This window comes from Guptibacillus hwajinpoensis (assembly GCF_020171785.1).
In the GTDB taxonomy this organism is placed as follows: Bacteria; Bacillota; Bacilli; order Bacillales; family Guptibacillaceae; genus Guptibacillus; species Guptibacillus sedimenti.
In genome coordinates this window covers 81,691-100,291 of sequence record NZ_JAIVAE010000005.1, presented here as the reverse complement: position 1 = coordinate 100,291, position 18,601 = coordinate 81,691, and the positions used below count along the sequence as shown (strand labels likewise).

Here is an 18,601-nt window from a genome sequence, read left to right as displayed (position 1 = left end):
ACCATTGACAAAATAGTATCACCTTCTTATTTTATTTATAAAAGCAGTTTGTGAGACTGGAGATGAAAGTTATATTTAGGGGAATAAGGGAAGTGGATGCGATTCGTTGGGGCGATTCATTCAAAGTGATACAACAAAACGGGAACTATGTGTATACCTATTGTGAAGCAAAGTTATTACAGAAGTTAGGATATACTCAGAAACAGCTAATTGGCAAAACGCTTTTCGACGTTCTCCCTATGCATAAAGCAATTGAGAAACAAGAATTTTACTCCAAAATATGGAGTGGTCAAACGCTTGAATACGAAATTGAATTGGAAGGAAAGCTTCATCTTGTTGTGGTACGTCCTATTTACAATAAGGGGATTGTGGAAGAAGCCATTGGCATATGCTTTGACTTAAACCACAAAAAAAGACTTCAAACACTTAGTGGCTCACTTGGGAAGTTAATTGTGAAACAAGGTACGGACTTTTTGTTTATTTCTTGCAACGAGATTGTTTTTCTAGAAAGAAAAAACAGAAAAACGCACATTTACACTAGGGAAAAGGAATACATCGTAAACGAATCCCTAGCAAATTTAATGAAATCACTAAATGCTAGTTTTATCCTCTCTCACCGCTCATTCATCATTAATGTTAAAAAGATTGAAGTGATCAAACAAACTGGTCAAAGCTATGAGGTGCATTTTAAATCCATGATGAAACGAGCTAGGATATCAAAAAATAATCTTGAACTGCTTCCTAACTTACCAAACTAAACCAGCATAATCGCTGGTTTTTTTATTTTATGCTTTTTTTGTCTCACCCGACCATTACGATACCTTAACGCAACTAAAGCAAGTTTCAGTGAATTATTTTAGCGTTTTAAAGCGATTGGACGCGGTGGACACTTAGTCCTATTATTTAGTAAAGATAGGAATAATTAACCACAATTGTTAAATCGAGGAGTGATTCTTTGAATGATATTTATCATTGTTTTCAAGCAGTATGGGACATTAAAACATGGAAGATCTACGGTTATGAAGCTCTCATAAGGCATGATGATTATCATTCCGTGAACGACCTGATACTTAAGGCTCAACAACATAACGCCTTATTCGATTTAGATTTACTTTCGATTTCAAAGGCCATCCAAGTTCATACTTCATTTGCCCCGTCCTATTTATTTTTAAATATTCACCCCTCAACCATTCTTCATCCTGATTTTGAGAATAGAGTCGAATCATACATGAGGATGCATCACCTCATTCCAACTAAATTCATTCTGGAATTGACGGAAGGTGACTTGCTTTCCACATGGGAAAACAGCAACTTTATTAAACGCATTAACTGGCTTAAAGAATTAGGATTTAAAATTGCGTTAGATGATGTGGGACAAGGCACCGCTTCTTTAAAACGATTAATTGAAATAAAGCCAGATGTCGTGAAAGTGGATCGCTTTTTTTCTAGAAACCTTTCTGAAGACGAACACAAACAAAGCTTACTTCGTAGCATCAGAAATTATTGTAAAGAATATGAACTGTTATTTATCATTGAAGGCATCGAACGAGCAGAAGATTTATCGATGGCAAAATTTCTTAAGATCGATTATGCACAAGGATACTTACTACAGGAACCGCAATGTATCAAGAACACAATGATCGGACAGTGTGTGAAAAGGAGAGGGTTACGCTATGAAGAAGAAGCTTGGTGATTTAAAAATAGGCGATATAATCGAAAAAGATATTTGGAAAGGCGATATTTTATTGCTTAAGGAGGGCAGCCAAATCACGAAGCCCAAACTAGATAAACTTAAACGTTGGGGAGTGACTTCGATTGGGGTTACTCGAAAAACGTTCGCTTCTCTACAAGCTCCACCTAACTTTCAACCTAAAAAGAAAAACAAAATAACGATTTACTATGGGAAAAACCAGTTGATTGATCATGAAGTGAAGCTCCGTAAATTATTTTTAGAAACACTAACGGAACTTGGACATGACTATCGCTATGGCCACGCCTTACAAAATCCCAATACCCTTAAATGGTTGGAAGAATCTTTTCTTACAACCATTTCCAATACGGAAGTGTTGGAATTAATGATGGAGTTAAAAGAATATGATCCTTATAGCTATCATCATTCGATCGATGTGTTTATGCTTAGCTCTCTTTTAGCCAAAAGACTAGACTACTTAGAAAGTGAAGAGTTTTCAATTGGCACCATGCTTCACGACATTGGAAAGACCCTTATTCCGACTACCCTCCTCAATAAGGTAGACACACTCTCTGATTTTGAATTTCATATTATTAAATCTCATGCTATAGAAGGATATAATCTTTTAAGAGGAAAAGGTTTTCCAAAATCGATTTCCAGCTACTGCCGAACCCATCATGAACGGCTGGATGGATCAGGGTATCCAAAAGGATTAAAGGCAAAATCGTTAACCCCGTATGACCGGATATTGATGATTGCTGATACGTACTGCGCACTTACTTCAAATCGGCCATACCGAACAAGTTATACAGCGAATGAAGCCCTTCTCATTATGCTAGGAAATTCCGAACAATTTGATCCTACTATCCTTCAACAACTTATGTTGGAAATTGGCGTTTTTCCAGTTGGTTCTGTCGTCTCATTATCAAATGGAAAAATGGCGAAAGTAGTCGAAATCAATGATTATCAACCGTTCGCCTCCTTCGTTACCTATCTTGAAGGATTGAAGGATTCCATTCTTATTTCAAAGGAGTCTTCCTTAAGCATTACTAGTATTCAGTTGGAACGTTAACAAAGCTAAACCAGGATAAGAACTTTTCTCATCCTGGTTCGAGCATCACCTTTTTACCTCAGCCTTACTCCCCATCATAATTACTATCAGGAAGCGTATCCCAGAAAGACGTGTCCGCTGAATCAATGGAATCGTCTGCTAGCGCATTGAGACTTGCCTTCATCGCCGTTACGGCCTGTTGAATCAAGTAACCATTGCTTTTCTGTCCGAGCACATAATCATCACGATAATGATCGGCCATGCCGCGCATTTCAAAAAGAAGCGTTGCAATGCCATATTCCATCGCAAGGCCATTTCGGCTAATCGTCGGTGCACTGCCGCCTGGATACTTGGAAAGCAGTCCATAGCCTTTGGCTTCTACCGCGTTATATACGACAGCACCAAGTTCCTTCGACTGTTCCACGACTTCCGGATCGACCGTCTCATTTGTTGGATACAAAATTGATCCAGACACCAATTCACCCGTGTCACCTAATGTTGTTTGCGTTCCTTGATGATGCAGGTCAATCATGTAATCCGGAGAATATTTTTGTAACACATTTTCATGAAGCGCCTTCGTTTCAGGCTGCTCGCGATCAACATGGTCACGATTCAGATCCACTTCGTTGGCGTTATAGCGCGTATGCGTGCCAGAAACATAATCTTCTAATGAGAAATTCACATCACCTTCTGCCCCGTCGACATTTAATCGTGGTGCAATCAGCACATTCACGTTATCCAGGATGTTCTGCACGTCTTTTCCGTTCGATGATAAATACTTAATTACCTCAAGGGCACCTTCCGTTGTTAACGTTTCATTCCCATGCTGCTGCGTAAGGAACAGAATCGTTGGATTATCTGGATCCATGTTACCAAACTTCGCAAGGTAAAGGTCTCTTCCTTTAACGGACTGACCGTACACCTCGAGCTCCAGGACATCTGAACGCTGCTCAATTTTTTCTAAAAAGCTCACCATTTCTTCATAAGAATGCAGGCGCTCATTCTTGATCGTTTCATTGCCGCCATAGTTAGGCCCATTCGGTCCATTCTCTCCGGCTAGCGCGGTATTCCCTGTTAAAAAGGATCCAGACACCAGCATCGTTCCTGCTACTGTTAACGTTAGAATTTGTTTTTTCACCATTATCCTCCTAAAAATCACATTCGCTAGTTTTGTTTTCGCTTACATTCCGCCAAAAACTCTTACCGTTCTGTTAATGGAATCTCATCATATTCATTAGGATTAATGTCATAAACATCCCCACTCGTCACGCCATCAATAATCCCGTAAAGGCCAATTTCAACAGCCTTAATAAGTCTTCCTTTTTCCTTCTGACCGTAGCTTTGCGTTTGGCCCGTCACTTCAAACAGCACAGCGCCGCTTCCATTAAGGGCGAATGAACCAAGTGCCGTACCTGGTAAATCCAAACCTTGTGGATACAGCGTAATATTGTCAAATGGCGAATCGCCTCGATCCTGCAGGGCATTATAAACGGAAACATTAAGCTGCTTTGAGAAATCACCATCGTATGTATCGGCATACTCACGGTATTTCGCACCATCTTCACTGTCTGGATCTGGAACGAAATCTCCTGAAATCGAAAGCGTCACTTTATCATCTGTGCCCTCAACGAAATATTCGCCTTGATGATGCAAGTCTACAAACACATCGACTTTACCAAACTCGCTCATCAATCCTTTATATACATCACGAACGGTTTGCGCTTCAGGTGTAATGTACCAGCCAGGATTCGAGGAGTTACTCGGAAAATCTTCAGGTTGCGGCACATAATCAAGATCCGGATTAAAATCACGATTCACATCAAAGCCGGGATTTGATGCGTAGTCCCAATATTGATTCGTATACGTGTAGTAGTTCCATGATGGAGACGCACTAGCGAGCTGAGGAAAATCAGTTACAACCTCACTCCACGACATGTCGTTGCCACGACGATTTAACTCTGTCGCATCCGGATTAACCATTGGCATCGCGACAATCGTCACTTCCTCACGTATTTTCTTAGCTTCTGGCGAATTCGAGCCAAGCTGCTGCAATAAATTCAATAGTGCGGCCGTACCCGTCTTTTCGTTTCCATGAATTTCACTTTGAACGAGAATCACTTTTTCTCCTGAACCAACCGTTGCTGTATAAATTTCACGATCGAGGTTCGAGTAGCCAGCAACTTGAACTTGAACATTTCCCTGACTGCTCTTTTCAATCTGCATGAGCTTTTTACTCAATTCTGCATGACTAATAAAACCAGAGATTGCGTATTCCTGACTTTGCGCTTGAACAGGTTTGTCGTTCGGTGCTGCCATCGAAGGGCTAGCAAAGACGGATGAAAGTAAAAGCGTGCTACATAAGACGGTTAACTTCTTCTTTCGACTCATTTCATTCCTCCTCGGTTTTAATAGACTTTACCATTCACCAATTCTCGCTTTTCGTCACCTTCCCTCTACCGTTTCGCGAAAACGAAACGTTTGGACTAATGAAAATGGGAAAAATAGGTCGATTTACACGGGGGATTTTTAGCTCCCCATAAAAAAGAGAGGACATTTGACGGACATGATTTATTTTTCTCTCAAACCAAACTAACTTTCATTCCCACGCTCTAAGCCAAAAGGAATGGACCGAATGACGCCGAATTTTAAAAGAGATTTATACAAGTAATAGAGGGGATAAGCAGGGGGAATAACGGTGCAAAAAACATTTCATAGACAATATGACTTAGATTGGATTCGCGTAATCGCAACAATTGGCGTTTTTCTTTATCATTGTTCGATGTTTGTTAACCCATTTCCGTGGCACGTGAAAAATAACGTGACGGAAGGAGAAGCAGTGCTAGTGTTTTCCCTTTTTGTCGGAGCCTGGATTATGCCCGTCTTTTTTGCCGTTTCAGGCATTAGCATCACGTATACATTAAAAAAACGAACGTTCACTCAGTACGTAAAAGAACGATTAAAACGACTAGGCACCCCTCTCTTGTTTGGTGTTTTCATCTTAACGCCTCCTCAAATTTATCTTGAGCGTCTGGCGAATAACCAATTTCACGATTCCTATTTCTCCTTCTATCCTCACTTCTTTGAGGGTGTATATTTGGATTTTGGAGGAACTGGTAACTTTGCTTTTTTCGGTCTGCATTTATGGTATTTACTCGTTCTTCTTATTTTTAGCCTTCTCGCCTTCCCCTTGTTTAAGATCGGAAAGAGAAACGTTCAAAGGATCCATTTCATTCTGCTCCCTCTTATCCTGTTTGCGACTGGTTTTATCCATACACAGCAATTAGGTGGCTGGGATCTCATCTTTTATTTTGTTCTCTTTCTTTACGGTTATTTTTTTCTATCAAATTCAGCATTCAAACAAGGACTACAAGCCACCATTAAACTTCATATAGGAATCGCACTCATCACTTCAATCGTGTATATCACCTGGTTTATGATCGACTATCCACATCACTCTGCGTTAGCAATCTTATTTTTTGCCGTTAAAACACTGAATTGCTGGAGCTTACTTCTGTGCATTTTTTATTTAGCAGACAAGTATTTGACCGATTCAAACCGTTTTCTTACTTATGGAAGCGAAGCGTCTCTGCCATTTTATATTCTGCATCAACCAATCATCTTAACAATTGGCTACTTTATCCGTAATTTTGAGTGGGGAATTCCAACGAAGCTCATTTTTCTAATTACCGTATCCTTTGTTGTTATTATGCTCTGCTATCATTTTGTGATTAGACAAGTACCTGCTTTACGAGTTTTGTTTGGGATGAAAAGAATATGATTAAGGTCAGGTGAATCATCCAACTATAGGATGGGCGCCTCTTGCCTTTCATATATCTCGCGAAAGGCGGGCGATGCAACCGAGAATCAACGCAGGTGATTTCAAGACCATGACTGAAGATGAGCAAATACAGCTACTAACCTCACTCTATTTTGACTTACTAAACAAAACGGAAGCATACATTAAAAGTGATCACACGATTGAAAAAGATCCTTTTGGTTTCAACCAGGTCGAACTTCATTTGACGGAAGACGAATTCCACCACACGCGAAATGAACTCATCGACGTCTACAAGAAATACAATGCTAGAAAAACGAACAAGGACCAGCGCACCATCCATATGGTTCAAATCTTTCTGCTTGAACCTGTCGAAAAGTGGAACGAAGGAGAGTGAGTGTAACATGAAGAAAACGCTATTAGTAAGTGCTTTATTAGCCTTACTCGGTGCTATCGGCGGATACTTTGTGGCACAGGGATTAGATCTTAGCGGTACGATCGAGCTGCCAGATGAAAACGTGCTTAGTTTAGCCCTCACAATTCAAGCAGGAGTAATCACTTTCGTCCTCAGTCTGATCGGCTTGCTGCTTCAAAAAAAGACTTCTTTTCAGCTAATCGCTCATTCGAAGGCACGGAGAGGCGCAGGTCTTGCAATTTTATTTGGACTTCTGACAGGGTTTATGATTATCGCGGGTGATGCCGCCCTTTTTTCTAAATTTCTTCCCGAATTAGAAACGAACCCTCCAGCTTTTTCGTTATCAGGCCTACTTGGGGGCGTTTTTTATGGAGGCGTTGTAGAAGAAGTGATGATGCGCTTATTCGGCATGACGCTCATCATTTTTCTCATTAGCAAACTTCGAAAAGGGAAAAACCCATCCAACAAATCCTACTGGCTTGCTATCATTCTCACAAGCCTCCTTTTTGCGGTTGGTCACTTACCAGCAAATGCATTGATCTTTGGAGAATTAAGCTTCCTAGTTACAACCAGAGCCATTCTCTTAAACGGAATCGGAGGCATGTTTTTCGGCTACCTTTATTGGAAGCATGGATTTTGGTTTAGCGTGCTTTCTCATATGATGGCCCATGTTGGGATGCAGATGATTTTTATACCGATGTTTTATTAATGAATGCTTTTGTCATTTTAATTTTACAATTGAACTTAAATGGGAAAAACCAGGTAACCTAATCAATAAGCCGATTAGCACCTGGTTTTTTTACGTTCTTTTCCTAAAAAGCTCCCGATCCTCCTCCCCCACCACCTGCACCTGATCCACCGCCTCCTCCAGTACCAGCAGCGGATACGGCAGTGGTCTGATCGGCTTTCTCAAAGCCTGATTGAAACGTTTCAGCTAGAAGAAGGTAAATCATCCATTCATTACTTTGTGAGGAAGTAGCAAAGCTAGCGGACATTTTTCGCTTTCCTGCTCCGATTTGATAGAGAAGTGCTGGAACTTGCTCCTCTTCACTCCACGATTTCCATTCATCGCTCACCTTCAATGGTGTCAGCGTTTCCTTGATTCTTCTTCCCTTTTCATTTAACGGTCGATACGCTACGGCAAAGATGAGGAAGAAGAGAAATAGCAGAACAACCGCAAACATCCAGAGAAAGAGACGATGATAAGCAAACAAAAAGATACTGGTGAAGGATACGAGGGCAGATAACCCTGAGATCCAGCGGGTACTCTTTGCTTTTTCTGTTAGATCATGTTGTTTTACTTCTCTCCTAACCGCTTCCTTCCAGCTTGAGACACTGCTTTGGAATTTTTCGTGGTTCTTCTTCTCTTTCACATAGCTGTCCAAATCATCAACATGAAAAGTCGTGTCATCGGCTATATCATCAAACAACCACTCCATTAATCTCGTTTCATGTCTAAAATCTGTCTTCCTACTTACAAGTTCAAATGCTTCATCTGAAACCTTCTTGACGTTCCCTTTTCGAACGAGTTCAAGCAATGAAGCGATAATCGCTGATGCTTTAAGACTTCCGCCTGTAAATAAAAGAGTCGCAGGCAGGCTCATTTCCGTATCTGGAAAGCGCCCATTTCCACTAAGCTGTCGTTTGATTTCAATCCCGGTCATCCACCTTTTTCTGATGGCTTGAACGATCAACCCAACTGCAATTAGAAGCAAACCAACAACAATCACAGGTGCAACTCCAGCCCATTGCTTTCTTGCTTCCATTTTTGCGGCAACTTCTGCATCCATTTTTTCTTTCTCCGCAATAATGTTATCGAGCATCGGCTTTTCGGCTATCAAAGGGGCTTCTGAAAAAAGAGAGGCATCATATGCAACACGAATATCTCCGTTCTCCTCACTCGCTACTTCTCCTAAATTGAAAACGACCGTCCCCTCATCAATTGTTTCGACAGTCTCATAAGCTTCATCATATCCATAGGCTGCTTTCACATCAGTATGTTTGGGCGGAACAACCGTGATGCGCATATTTTCATAGGTGGTCTCATTACTATCATCGAAAAAAGGATAATAGAACTGGGCAACATCTTCAAACCGTTCCACACCTTGACTGACAGTGTAAGTAATATCGACCGTGACGGTTTCATCTGAGCCATCACGATAAACTTTGTACAGATTCCCCTCCTTCTTCACTTTAAGATTCTCCCCATTTTCAGAAGCTTGGAAGTGATGAATCGTCGTATTCTCTTTCGGGATAAGTGTTCTTGTAATGCCGTTAAAATCTCCTTCAAATTCATAAGTGTGGCTTTCTGTTACATCTACCTGACCGTCCTCGCGTAGTTGAGCTTCGATATCGGTCGATTCAATCGAAAACTCAACAGCCCATACATGCGTTGGAATGAACAAAATTAGAAATAAGACACATACACTTAGCACCTTTTTCATAAGATCAACCTTCTTTCGAGTACATTGACAACTTTATATACGGTTAAAAAAGGGAAAAGTTACAAGTGAATGAGTAACAGACAGAAAATCTGTTTTAACTTGATCGTCACATTAATTTTAATGCAAACGGTTGCGTAAACGCTATCATCTGGTATATACTATTCAAGGAAAACGCTTTATCAGTTTAATGAAGTATCCCTTTAGTACTTCACTTGAAAATTCACAGTTTTAGAGTGAAATCATTGCCAGTAAAGTATTCCTATTATGAAACAAGTCGATCAAAAGCTGTTCGCAACGACCTGCGAGTGCAGCATTTATTTTTCTATTCATGTGCAAGCGATTGCATTGTTTTCACATTTTCATAGCATATTTCTACAAAATCTATCCATACATAGGAGGAAATGATGTTACAAGAACAAGTCGTCACATCCAGTGAAAAACGATATCAGAAAGAACTACCCGCTTTGCCTCTCACAACAATTTGGTTGATTAGTTTCGGTTTTTTAGGTGTTCAGATGGCCTTCTCATTGCAAAGTGCAAACATGGGACGAATTTTCCAAACACTTGGAGCCGATCCTCATAATCTCGGATTGTTCTTTATCTTACCACCACTCGCTGGACTAATCGTCCAACCGTTAGTTGGTTATTTCTCAGACCGGACCTGGATCCCAGGGCTTGGACGACGAATTCCTTATTTACTCGTTGGCGCTGTTGTTGCTGTCATTGTGATGTGTCTCTTGCCGAACTCTGGTAGTTTCGGATTTACGGCCGTGACAGCCATGACGTTTGGAGCGATCGCCATTCTGTTTATGGATGTCTCATCAAACATGGCGATGCAGCCTTTTAAAATGATGGTTGGGGATATGGTAAACAAAGAACAAAAAGGTTTTGCGTATTCGATCCAAAGCTTTCTATCAAATAGCGGTGCTGTATTGGCAAGTATTTTTCCTTTTGCGTTAACACTTCTAGGTGTATCAAATAGTGCGCCAAAAGGGGTTATCCCTCAATCTGTTGTCATTTCATTTTATGCCGGTGCAGGTGTTTTAATCATTTGTAGTCTCGTGACCGTATTGAAAGTAAAAGAGTATACACCAGATGAATTTGCCGTTTATCACGGCATTACGAAAGAATCAACGAAAGAGAAAGTAAACATTTTCAAATTACTTGGAAGCGCTCCAAAAGTATTTTGGACCGTTACCCTCGTTCAACTCTTTTGTTGGATGGGCTTTCAATACTTGTGGACGTATGGCACAGGTGCGATTGCGTTAAACGTTTGGAATACGAGCGATCCTTCTAGTGCAGCATACCAAGATGCAGGAAACTGGTTTGGGATTTTAACAGCGGTTCAGTCGATTGGCGCAGTACTCTGGTCTCTCGCCTTATCCCGAATTCCAAATAATTCACGGAAGTTCTACTACTCGATTAGCTTATTGCTAGGGGGAATCGGATTTGGATCGGTCTTCTTCGTTCACAATCAATGGGCACTCGTTATTTCCTTTACATTAATCGGAATTGCATGGGCCGCAATGATGACCTTCCCATTCACAATCCTAACGAACGCGCTGAAAGGCAAAAACATGGGTACATACCTTGGGCTGTTTAACGGTAGTATTTGTTTGCCACAAATTATCGCATCATGCTTAAGTTTCGTCTTGTTCCCACTGATTGGATCTTCTATGCCGTTTATGATCTTGCTTTCAGGTGTGTTCCTTGTGGTTGGGGCGTTGGCTGTGCCGATTATTAGGGAGACTTATGCGAAGTAGAGATGCTTAAATTGCAACTAATAAAAGGACTTTTATCTACCATCTTATAAACAACAAAAACCAGGTGAGCTAATTTGTAGTAAATAGCTTACCTGGTTTCTTTTTATCAATCATTTCCCCCATAATAAAAACATTTCTTTTGACTACCACTATTTTGTAAGCTCTGTTTAAAGTGTGTACCTGCCTTTGAATTCAAAAAATATATTTATTTATCTCACCAAATACCAATTAAATTAAGCTAAATAAATTATGTAAAACTTATGTGAATCACTCTTCCGTTCTATAAAAAGAACGAAAAATGGTATATAATTCAATTACGAATAATTATATAAGGGGCTGGTCTTTTCTTGAGGTTCTTAAAAACAAACACGATATTTTTGGGAGTAATAACAATTTTAATAGTAACAGTTGTCAGTGTGATAATTGCAAATAATTTCAATACTACCTCTACCACTAACATCAATAATTCGGATTCCGTAAAGGTCGAAGAATTTGGAGCAAAGGGAGATGGAAAATCTGATGACACGAAGGCGATTCAAAATGCGATAAATAAAACTGCAAATATGAATGTCTCCGAAGTTATATTACAAGATAACAAATCATACATCATCTCCTCTCCGATTTTAATTAAAGAAGGAGTTAAATTTACTCTTGGATATAATACTCGTTTGCAGATAAATGGGGATTTTGATGCGATTGAATTAGAGAAGAATGCTTCTATTAGTGGAGGCATTATTGAGATTATTAGCTCAAATTTTAATTCTAGTGTCCTGTCTTTAGATGGAAAAAATCAGTTTTATGGAATATGGGAAACGACTGAGATTCACGATCTAAAGTTGTTAAACTCATCTGGTGAAATCACAGGAACAGCACTCTCTTTGTTTGCTAGTGGACCTTCTCATTATATATCATTTATTAATTTTAAAAACATTACTATCTCAGGGTTTTCAACGGGGGTTAAGCTTCAAACGAAGGATCCAGGAAATGGCGATTATAGTTGGATCAATGGCAACAGATTCGAAAACTTCACCTTAGAAGAATGTGAAAATTTCATTGTATTTGATGGCGGGATAACGGTCCCGAATGAATCAAGTGGGAATATGTTTACGAACCTGCAGATTCAGCTAAGCGAAAAAACGAACGAAGTATTGAATATTGATGGTTCAGAAAATAAATTCGACGGAGTTATATGGGATGTACAAACCTTAGCTCACAGCAACCCAATTATAAAACTAACACCTAATACAAATCATAATACGATTAACTTTAATATAAATTCACAATTAATTCAGAATGAAGGTAAAGCAAACGAGTTTTCCCTCATAGATTAATAAAAAAAGTTAAGAAGGATATCCTTCTTAACTTTTTTCATAATTTAGCATGCTTCCGATAAGCATTTAATGAATAATGGGAGAAGTACCACATGGTTTTAATGACGCTGATTTTTTGAGTTCTCCGATAAGTATTCCAAGTTTTCTTAGCGGACTTAAACTTATTTCCTGAATCAGATTGTTTTGACTTTCTATAATAAGCTAATTCTTCATTAAGACGATGTGCATGATGACCTTTCTTTAAGAGGACGAGCCATAATGCAAAATCTTCTGTGCAATTAAGATTCCCTACCATTTTTATTGGACCAATCTTTTCTCTATTTAACATAACTGTTAGGGTTCCAATTATAGTATTTTTAAGTAGATAATAATAATCTAATGATTTAGGACCGATAACAACTTTATTTGTTCTTTCACCCGTTTCTTTTATAATTCTATAGTTCGTAAAAGAGAACGACAAATCATTTTCTTCCATGAATTTGACTTGCTTATAGAGCTTTTCAGGATGCCATAAATCATCACTATCCAGAAATGCAATATATTTTCCTTGTGATTTTTCAATCGCCATATTTCTTGCAGCTGCAGCTCCAGAATTTGATTTCATTTTTATTAATTTTATTCTAGGTTCATGAGCCAGTTCATCTGCGATAATATCTGTTGAATTATCTATAGAGCAATCATCAACAATAATATGCTCCCAATTTTCATAGGTTTGGGATATCACAGAATCAATCGTTTCTTTTATTGTAAATGCCGAATTATAACACGGTGTGACTATGGAAACTAATGGATGATCATTTTTGTTTTTTTTATCCATATTATTCTTCCTTTCCTCACTTTTTTAACGAGTTTGGGTGATAGCTTCCACGTCTTTCTGATCTAAAACATTTTTAAGTTTATCTTCTAAATCTTTATCTAAATTTTTTATGCCCTCAGCCTGATTTCGTTGTAGCATTACAGATAAAGTTTGAATTAAAATTTTCAAATCTAATGAGAGTGAGTAATTTTTAATATAAAACACATCATACCTAAGTTTATCTTCTACTGAAGTAGTATAATTTGATAAGGTTTGTGCTAGCCCAGTAAGGCCAGGCTTTACAGACATCCGATAGGAGTAATTGGGAATATCATTTCTAAATTGATTAATAAAGAATGCCCTTTCAGGTCTAGGTCCAACTAGACTCATATCACCTTTTATTATATTAAATAATTGTGGGAGTTCATCCATTCGGGTAGATCTTATCCACCTACCAACTCTAGTTATTCTTGGGTCATTATCAATAGCTAACGCTGGACCTGTTAATCTCTCAGCTTCTTCTACCATGCTCCTGAATTTGTAAATATGATATGGGTTTTCATTTTCACCTAATCGTTCTTGTTTATATAAGGCTGGTCCTTTAGAAGTTAAAGGAATAATTATAAATAAAACGAGAAATATTGGAGAACAAAGCACTATAATGAAAGAACTGATTAAAAGGTCAAAAGCTCTTTTCAAATGCCTTTGAATGGAAGTGATTTCAACTGGTTTAATAGATAATACAAATGTATCGTCAATTTGCTGAGGATTGGACTCTAATATAAATAAATCTGTTAGTTCTGGTATAACCATAACTTCAATTCCTCTACTTGAACATTGAGAAATAATTTCACTTTTTTCAGTATAAGAAAGTGAAGGGCATAACAGGACTATATCAGTATCCTGAATGTTATCTATTAAATTGATCTCTTTATACACTGGGATGAAATTTTGTATAATAAACCAACCTTTATTATGGTTAAGCACCTTGTAAACTAATTCACCATCATGTTTACTACCTGAGCCTATGATCAACATATTTTTTTGTCCCTTGTAATACTTTAAGAGAGACCAATAAAGAACACGAGAGCCAATGATCAAGATTAGTTGAAAAATCAATGTAAGACAGACTGCTATACTAGGAATATTTTGTATTTGCAGTAAAGAAAACACAACTAGTGTAAGAGCTGATGAAAGTAATAAGGATAGAATAATATTAATCACAAATTTACTAATACTCCTCCTGATCCAATCAGCATACAAATCTAGAAAATAAAAAAATACAATTGTCACCAACAAAATAGAAATTGGTACTATGAAAGTTATCTCTCTAAGAGATATCCACATAGTGGGAGAATTAAAATAGAGTAAATTAGCTATCATTATGCTTGCTAGTAATAGAAGCACATCAGAAGTTAGAAGAAGTATTTTGTTTAATCTGTCTGAAAGATTGTTCTTCCTCATCTTGCTATTCCTCCTTCTATATGTTTGATCGCTATTAAGTGTTTTACCATCCTCAATTAAGAACGTTTTTGGTGAAAAGGATATGTTTATTCAAGTTCTATCCCTTTTCTAGGTTATATTGCTCTAGCGTATTTGCAGACATTATTTCAGATGTGAAGTAATTCTCAACCTTTTTACGGCCATTCATAGAGAGTGATGTCCTTTTGTTGTCATCCGAACGAATAAGGATTATTTTTTCTGCGAACGCTTTAGCCGAATATTCATTTATGAGATAACCATTTTTGTTATCATCTATTGCTTCACAAATCCCTCCATAATTAATTGATATTACTGGTGTCCCTACTGCCATAGCTTCTAACAAAACCATCGGGAAAACTTCTCGAAATGAAGTTAAGATAAGGATATCCATATCTTTAATGAATTGATCCGGCTGATTAACTTGCCCCAGCATAGTGACTGTCTGACTCACTCCATTATCTTTTATCATTCGTGCAATAGCTTGATATCGAGGCCCATCACCTGCAATATGAAATTTCAGTCCAGGTTCATTTTTCAACTCCTTAGCTATTTGGATAAATAACTCATGGTTTTTTTCTTCTGATAGTCGACCTAGTATCCCTATATTAAATTCTTCAGAACTCTCTCGCTTATTTAAAAATGAAAATTGTTTCAAATCAACACCATTATGAATCGTTTCAATTTTTTTCGCCTTTACTCCCAAATTAATTAAGTTCTTTTTTTCAAATTCACTAACTGTAATGACTTTATCGACAAAAGCATTAATAATAGTGGGTAGGAGTCTCTTGAACTTCCTTTCTAACAGAGTGACATTATGTTTTGTATAAACGACCTTCATATTTCTGGATATAAATAGCTTTATACATACGGCATAGAATACCATCCTCAAACTATTTGCGTGTAAAATATTAATTTGCTGTTTTTTTACTATGCTCGCTAATATCAATATATTTTTCAAATGACGATTCTTTGTTAATAGAGTAAAATTCTTTTTATTCTTTAATTTCTGTATTAGTTCCCCATCACCAGCAGCCGTAAAGAAATGAATTTCTTCCTCGCTAAGCAAATTTTCTAACTTATAAAAATAAGTTTCTGCACCACCCATTATTAATTTGTCTGTAATAAATAGAATCCTCAAATGTATTCACCCCCCGAAGTCGTTATTTTCTCATATGATCTTCCTTCATTATTTTCTAAAGTAGTAAACGACTTTGACTTTATTGAAATTAGCACAGCGACTATAGCCAGGTACATAAATAGCATTTCGTTAATAATAAGTGTTAAAGACATCATTTGAAAGATAATCGCTAACAAAGATAAAAACAAATACGTATTAGCTTTTATGACCTTTTTCTTCATGATTTCTACACCTAAGGTAATTATAAAAACTATAAAAAGAGCAAACCCTATTATGCCAGATTCAGCAAGTATATCTAAGAACATGTTATGAACATGGATGTATTCTCCATAATGAAGTTCATTGTAATCTGGGAAATTAAATGCACCTATTCCGAGCCACACATTAGAAGAGAAATAGTCCCAAGCTCTTTCCCACAGTACAAAACGTCCACTTCCTCCATCCTGAGAAAAATCATTAATTCTCGATTCAATAATTCTCATCACATCGAACTTCAAATAAAAAACAACAACGTAACCAATTATTGTAAAAGATGTAAGGAAACCAAAAAATAACTTTATTTGAGTAACTGGATTATTCATAAAGAAGTATAAGACAACAATTAAGGTCATTGCTAACAGGCCACCTCTTGAAAAGGTTAAAATGTTTGTTAGGATACATAAAAGCAATCCTGCCTTATTTAATAGACTATTACGTTTACAAAGAAAATAAGTAAAAAACAAAGTATTATAGAAAATATAAAAATTAGGATCAGGTACAGTACCAATTAACCTGGGATAATCACGATCCAGCATTACCCCTAACACTTTTATGCGGTCTCCTTGAAATTGAAAGTTTAAAACACTTAATCCCAATATATATAGGAGAATACTTACTGAATTGAACAATACTCCAGAAATAGCGATAGCTCGTTCAATAACATTGACTGGTATACCACTCATTGCATGCTTCATAATAAAATAACATCCTAGTAGTATCGTAAAGCCAAATAATACTCTTACACTTGATTCAGGGTATTTTGCAAAAACTCCCGTATAACAATAATATAAGTGAAAAATAATGAGCACTATTTCATACCAGTACAACTTTTTAATTTCAAACTTCGATAGGTTCATTAATAAATAAATAAACGAAAAAATCATAAATGGTTTCAATGAAAATCCAATATCTATGTTGAAATTTGTAAGTGTAACTAGAAAAAACATGCTCACTAACAAGTATTGCTTTTTTACATCTACTTTTTTTTTATAATCCACCCCCGACCTCCTTAGAAGTTCTGACATGCTTTTTTTTATATACCTGTTCAACTCTCTTTAACTTTTCTTGCAAATTTCGATTTAATTCTTTATCAATAAGAAGTAATAACATCAACAATATGAAATGAATAACTACAGAGATAAGGGGATAACGATTCAATAAATAATTTAGTAAAAAAATAGAGGAACCAAAGTAAAGCATGTAAGGAAGCAAAGCTCTCTTTGCTATTTCCCATTTATGTGGATTTAATAGCCAAAATCCTCCTAATGCAATCACCTCAATTAGTACCCCTGAATAACTTGCCCCAATTATGCCAATACGGTTACTAAGGTAAAAATAGAGAATGATGCCACACAATAGAGCCATTGCTTGTACAACAGTTCTATTATTTTGTTTCCCCATAGAAGTTAATCCATCTGCAAGAGCTATACTCATACTTTGAAAAACCAGCATTAAAGAAAGCACCTTCAGTAAAGTAGCGGCCATAACCCAATCTTCGCCCAAAATTATTCCTATAATGGTATCTGACATATAATAAAAGGGTATTGCCATCCCCATCCCAATGATACCCATCACTTTTATCTGAAGAATGTTTAAGTCTCTGTGTTTGATCATCTGATTGGAATTAAATTGTCGGAATAGCACTGGAATAAAAGCGGCAGCAATAACAAGTGGTAATTGAGTTAAAGCTTGCGGAATACGGTAAGCTACGGCAAAGAAACCTACTTCAGATAAAGTTAATGTTTTTTCTAAAACCAGAGGTCCAATCTGAGGAAGGGTTACAAAAAGTAAACCACTTAAGAGAAACGACCAGAATTGAGAAAACAATTCTTTGTGAAATGGTGAAGATAGACTCACTTTAATTTCTTTCAATATAAGAAAGACGGAGAAAAGCCCAGCAAGGAAGTAAGCAAAACCATACATGAAAGCTATTAGTAAAGAATTCAAATTTAACAGAATTCCTATTAATATAATAATGATAAGACAACTAGACGAGCACATTTTAATATATCCTGAATACTGCATTTTTTCTGAAAGCTTAAAATAAGTTGTGCCTATACTTTGCATAGCAACACCTAAAACCATCGGGATGATCAGATAATAGGCCATGTTAATAAGTTCAGATGATTGAGTCGTAAGATGAATAATAATAAAGCCAATACCAAACGTAACAACTAATAATATTGTCCTTAACTTGATATAAGAAGAAAGGATAACTTCAATATTAGAATTTTTTCTGGAACCCTCCCGTAAAACAATTTCGCTTAATCCTGAATCTGTAAAATAACTCATGATCATCGCAAATGCCAACGCTACACTTAAGATTCCATAATCTTTTGAATTTAAATAGTTGGCTAAGACTATTAATGCAATTGCATTAAGTACACTTGAGAGGGCAGTGCTATAAAACATGTGTAACACATTTAAGCCTATCGAATTTTTTTTGCCTTTCATAAAA

General features: G+C 37.2%; 16 protein-coding genes. 8 read left to right on the top strand and 8 right to left on the bottom strand.

Annotated elements, in window-relative coordinates:
- Positions 1-92 precede the first annotated feature (92 nt).
- The 3 genes from LCL91_RS09190 to LCL91_RS09180 all read left to right on the top strand — a co-directional run bounded on the left by LCL91_RS09190 (position 93) and on the right by LCL91_RS09180 (position 2,762).
- Positions 93-758: a LytTR family transcriptional regulator DNA-binding domain-containing protein gene (locus LCL91_RS09190; RefSeq protein WP_224881870.1), complete on the top strand. Its 666-nt coding sequence runs from the start codon at positions 93-95 to the stop codon at positions 756-758.
- A 197-nt stretch (positions 759-955) separates the two neighbouring features.
- A complete protein-coding gene (locus LCL91_RS09185) occupies positions 956-1,693 on the top strand; it encodes an EAL domain-containing protein (protein WP_224881869.1) in 738 nt (245 codons plus the stop codon).
- On the top strand, positions 1,674-2,762 hold the full coding sequence (locus tag LCL91_RS09180; RefSeq protein WP_224881868.1) for an HD-GYP domain-containing protein: 1,089 nt from the start codon (positions 1,674-1,676) through the stop codon (positions 2,760-2,762). The genes LCL91_RS09185 and LCL91_RS09180 overlap by 20 nt, the downstream gene beginning before the upstream one ends.
- 64 nt (positions 2,763-2,826) lie before the next feature.
- On the opposite strand, the gene LCL91_RS09175 is transcribed toward LCL91_RS09180, so the two are convergent.
- Together LCL91_RS09175 and LCL91_RS09170 are read right to left on the bottom strand one after the other, a co-directional pair.
- Complete coding sequence (locus LCL91_RS09175) at positions 2,827-3,879, bottom strand: M14 family metallopeptidase (RefSeq protein ID WP_224881867.1); 1,053 nt, start codon at positions 3,877-3,879, stop codon at positions 2,827-2,829.
- Positions 3,880-3,941: 62 nt separating this feature from the next.
- Positions 3,942-5,129, bottom strand: coding sequence for a M14 family zinc carboxypeptidase (locus tag LCL91_RS09170; RefSeq protein ID WP_224881866.1), 1,188 nt, complete (start codon positions 5,127-5,129; stop codon positions 3,942-3,944).
- Positions 5,130-5,436: 307 nt separating this feature from the next.
- Here LCL91_RS09170 and LCL91_RS09165 point away from each other — a divergent pair, with 307 nt between their 5' ends.
- The 3 genes from LCL91_RS09165 (at position 5,437) to LCL91_RS09155 (ending at position 7,640) form a co-directional block, all read left to right on the top strand.
- Entirely contained in the window at positions 5,437-6,519 is a 1,083-nt protein-coding gene (locus LCL91_RS09165; protein ID WP_224881865.1) for an acyltransferase family protein, read from the top strand.
- 109 nt (positions 6,520-6,628) lie between these two features.
- Positions 6,629-6,913 (top strand): hypothetical protein, encoded by a 285-nt coding sequence (locus LCL91_RS09160; RefSeq protein WP_224881864.1) that lies wholly within the window; start codon positions 6,629-6,631, stop codon positions 6,911-6,913.
- Positions 6,914-6,920: 7 nt separating this feature from the next.
- Positions 6,921-7,640, top strand: a complete 720-nt coding sequence (locus tag LCL91_RS09155; protein WP_224881862.1) for a CPBP family intramembrane glutamic endopeptidase — start codon at positions 6,921-6,923, stop codon at positions 7,638-7,640.
- A gap of 103 nt (positions 7,641-7,743) precedes the next feature.
- On the opposite strand, the gene LCL91_RS09150 is transcribed toward LCL91_RS09155, so the two are convergent.
- Positions 7,744-9,375, bottom strand: coding sequence for a DUF2207 domain-containing protein (locus LCL91_RS09150; RefSeq protein ID WP_224881861.1), 1,632 nt, complete (start codon positions 9,373-9,375; stop codon positions 7,744-7,746).
- A 404-nt stretch (positions 9,376-9,779) separates the two neighbouring features.
- Here LCL91_RS09150 and LCL91_RS09145 point away from each other — a divergent pair, with 404 nt between their 5' ends.
- Positions 9,780-11,138, top strand: a complete 1,359-nt coding sequence (locus LCL91_RS09145) for an SLC45 family MFS transporter (RefSeq protein ID WP_224881860.1) — start codon at positions 9,780-9,782, stop codon at positions 11,136-11,138.
- Positions 11,139-11,485: 347 nt separating this feature from the next.
- Positions 11,486-12,469, top strand: a complete 984-nt coding sequence (locus LCL91_RS09140) for a glycoside hydrolase family 55 protein (protein WP_224881859.1) — start codon at positions 11,486-11,488, stop codon at positions 12,467-12,469.
- A 37-nt stretch (positions 12,470-12,506) separates the two neighbouring features.
- Here the strand turns inward: LCL91_RS09140 and LCL91_RS09135 are convergent, their stop codons facing one another.
- The 5 genes from LCL91_RS09135 to LCL91_RS09115 form a co-directional block, all read right to left on the bottom strand.
- The gene (locus LCL91_RS09135; protein WP_224881856.1) at positions 12,507-13,286 is read right to left on the bottom strand and encodes a glycosyltransferase family 2 protein; all 780 of its coding nucleotides are present in this window, start codon (positions 13,284-13,286) and stop codon (positions 12,507-12,509) included.
- Between the two features lie 24 nt (positions 13,287-13,310).
- Complete coding sequence (locus LCL91_RS09130) at positions 13,311-14,729, bottom strand: sugar transferase (RefSeq protein WP_224881853.1); 1,419 nt, start codon at positions 14,727-14,729, stop codon at positions 13,311-13,313.
- A 97-nt stretch (positions 14,730-14,826) separates the two neighbouring features.
- Positions 14,827-15,885 carry a glycosyltransferase family 4 protein gene (locus LCL91_RS09125; RefSeq protein WP_224881849.1) on the bottom strand — a complete coding sequence of 353 codons (1,059 nt, stop codon included), beginning with the start codon at positions 15,883-15,885 and terminating at the stop codon, positions 14,827-14,829.
- Entirely contained in the window at positions 15,882-17,141 is a 1,260-nt protein-coding gene (locus LCL91_RS22255) for an O-antigen ligase family protein (protein ID WP_224881844.1), read from the bottom strand. The genes LCL91_RS09125 and LCL91_RS22255 overlap by 4 nt, the downstream gene beginning before the upstream one ends.
- Positions 17,131-18,597, bottom strand: coding sequence for an oligosaccharide flippase family protein (locus tag LCL91_RS09115; protein WP_224881841.1), 1,467 nt, complete (start codon positions 18,595-18,597; stop codon positions 17,131-17,133). The genes LCL91_RS22255 and LCL91_RS09115 overlap by 11 nt, the downstream gene beginning before the upstream one ends.
- Positions 18,598-18,601: the final 4 nt, after the last annotated feature.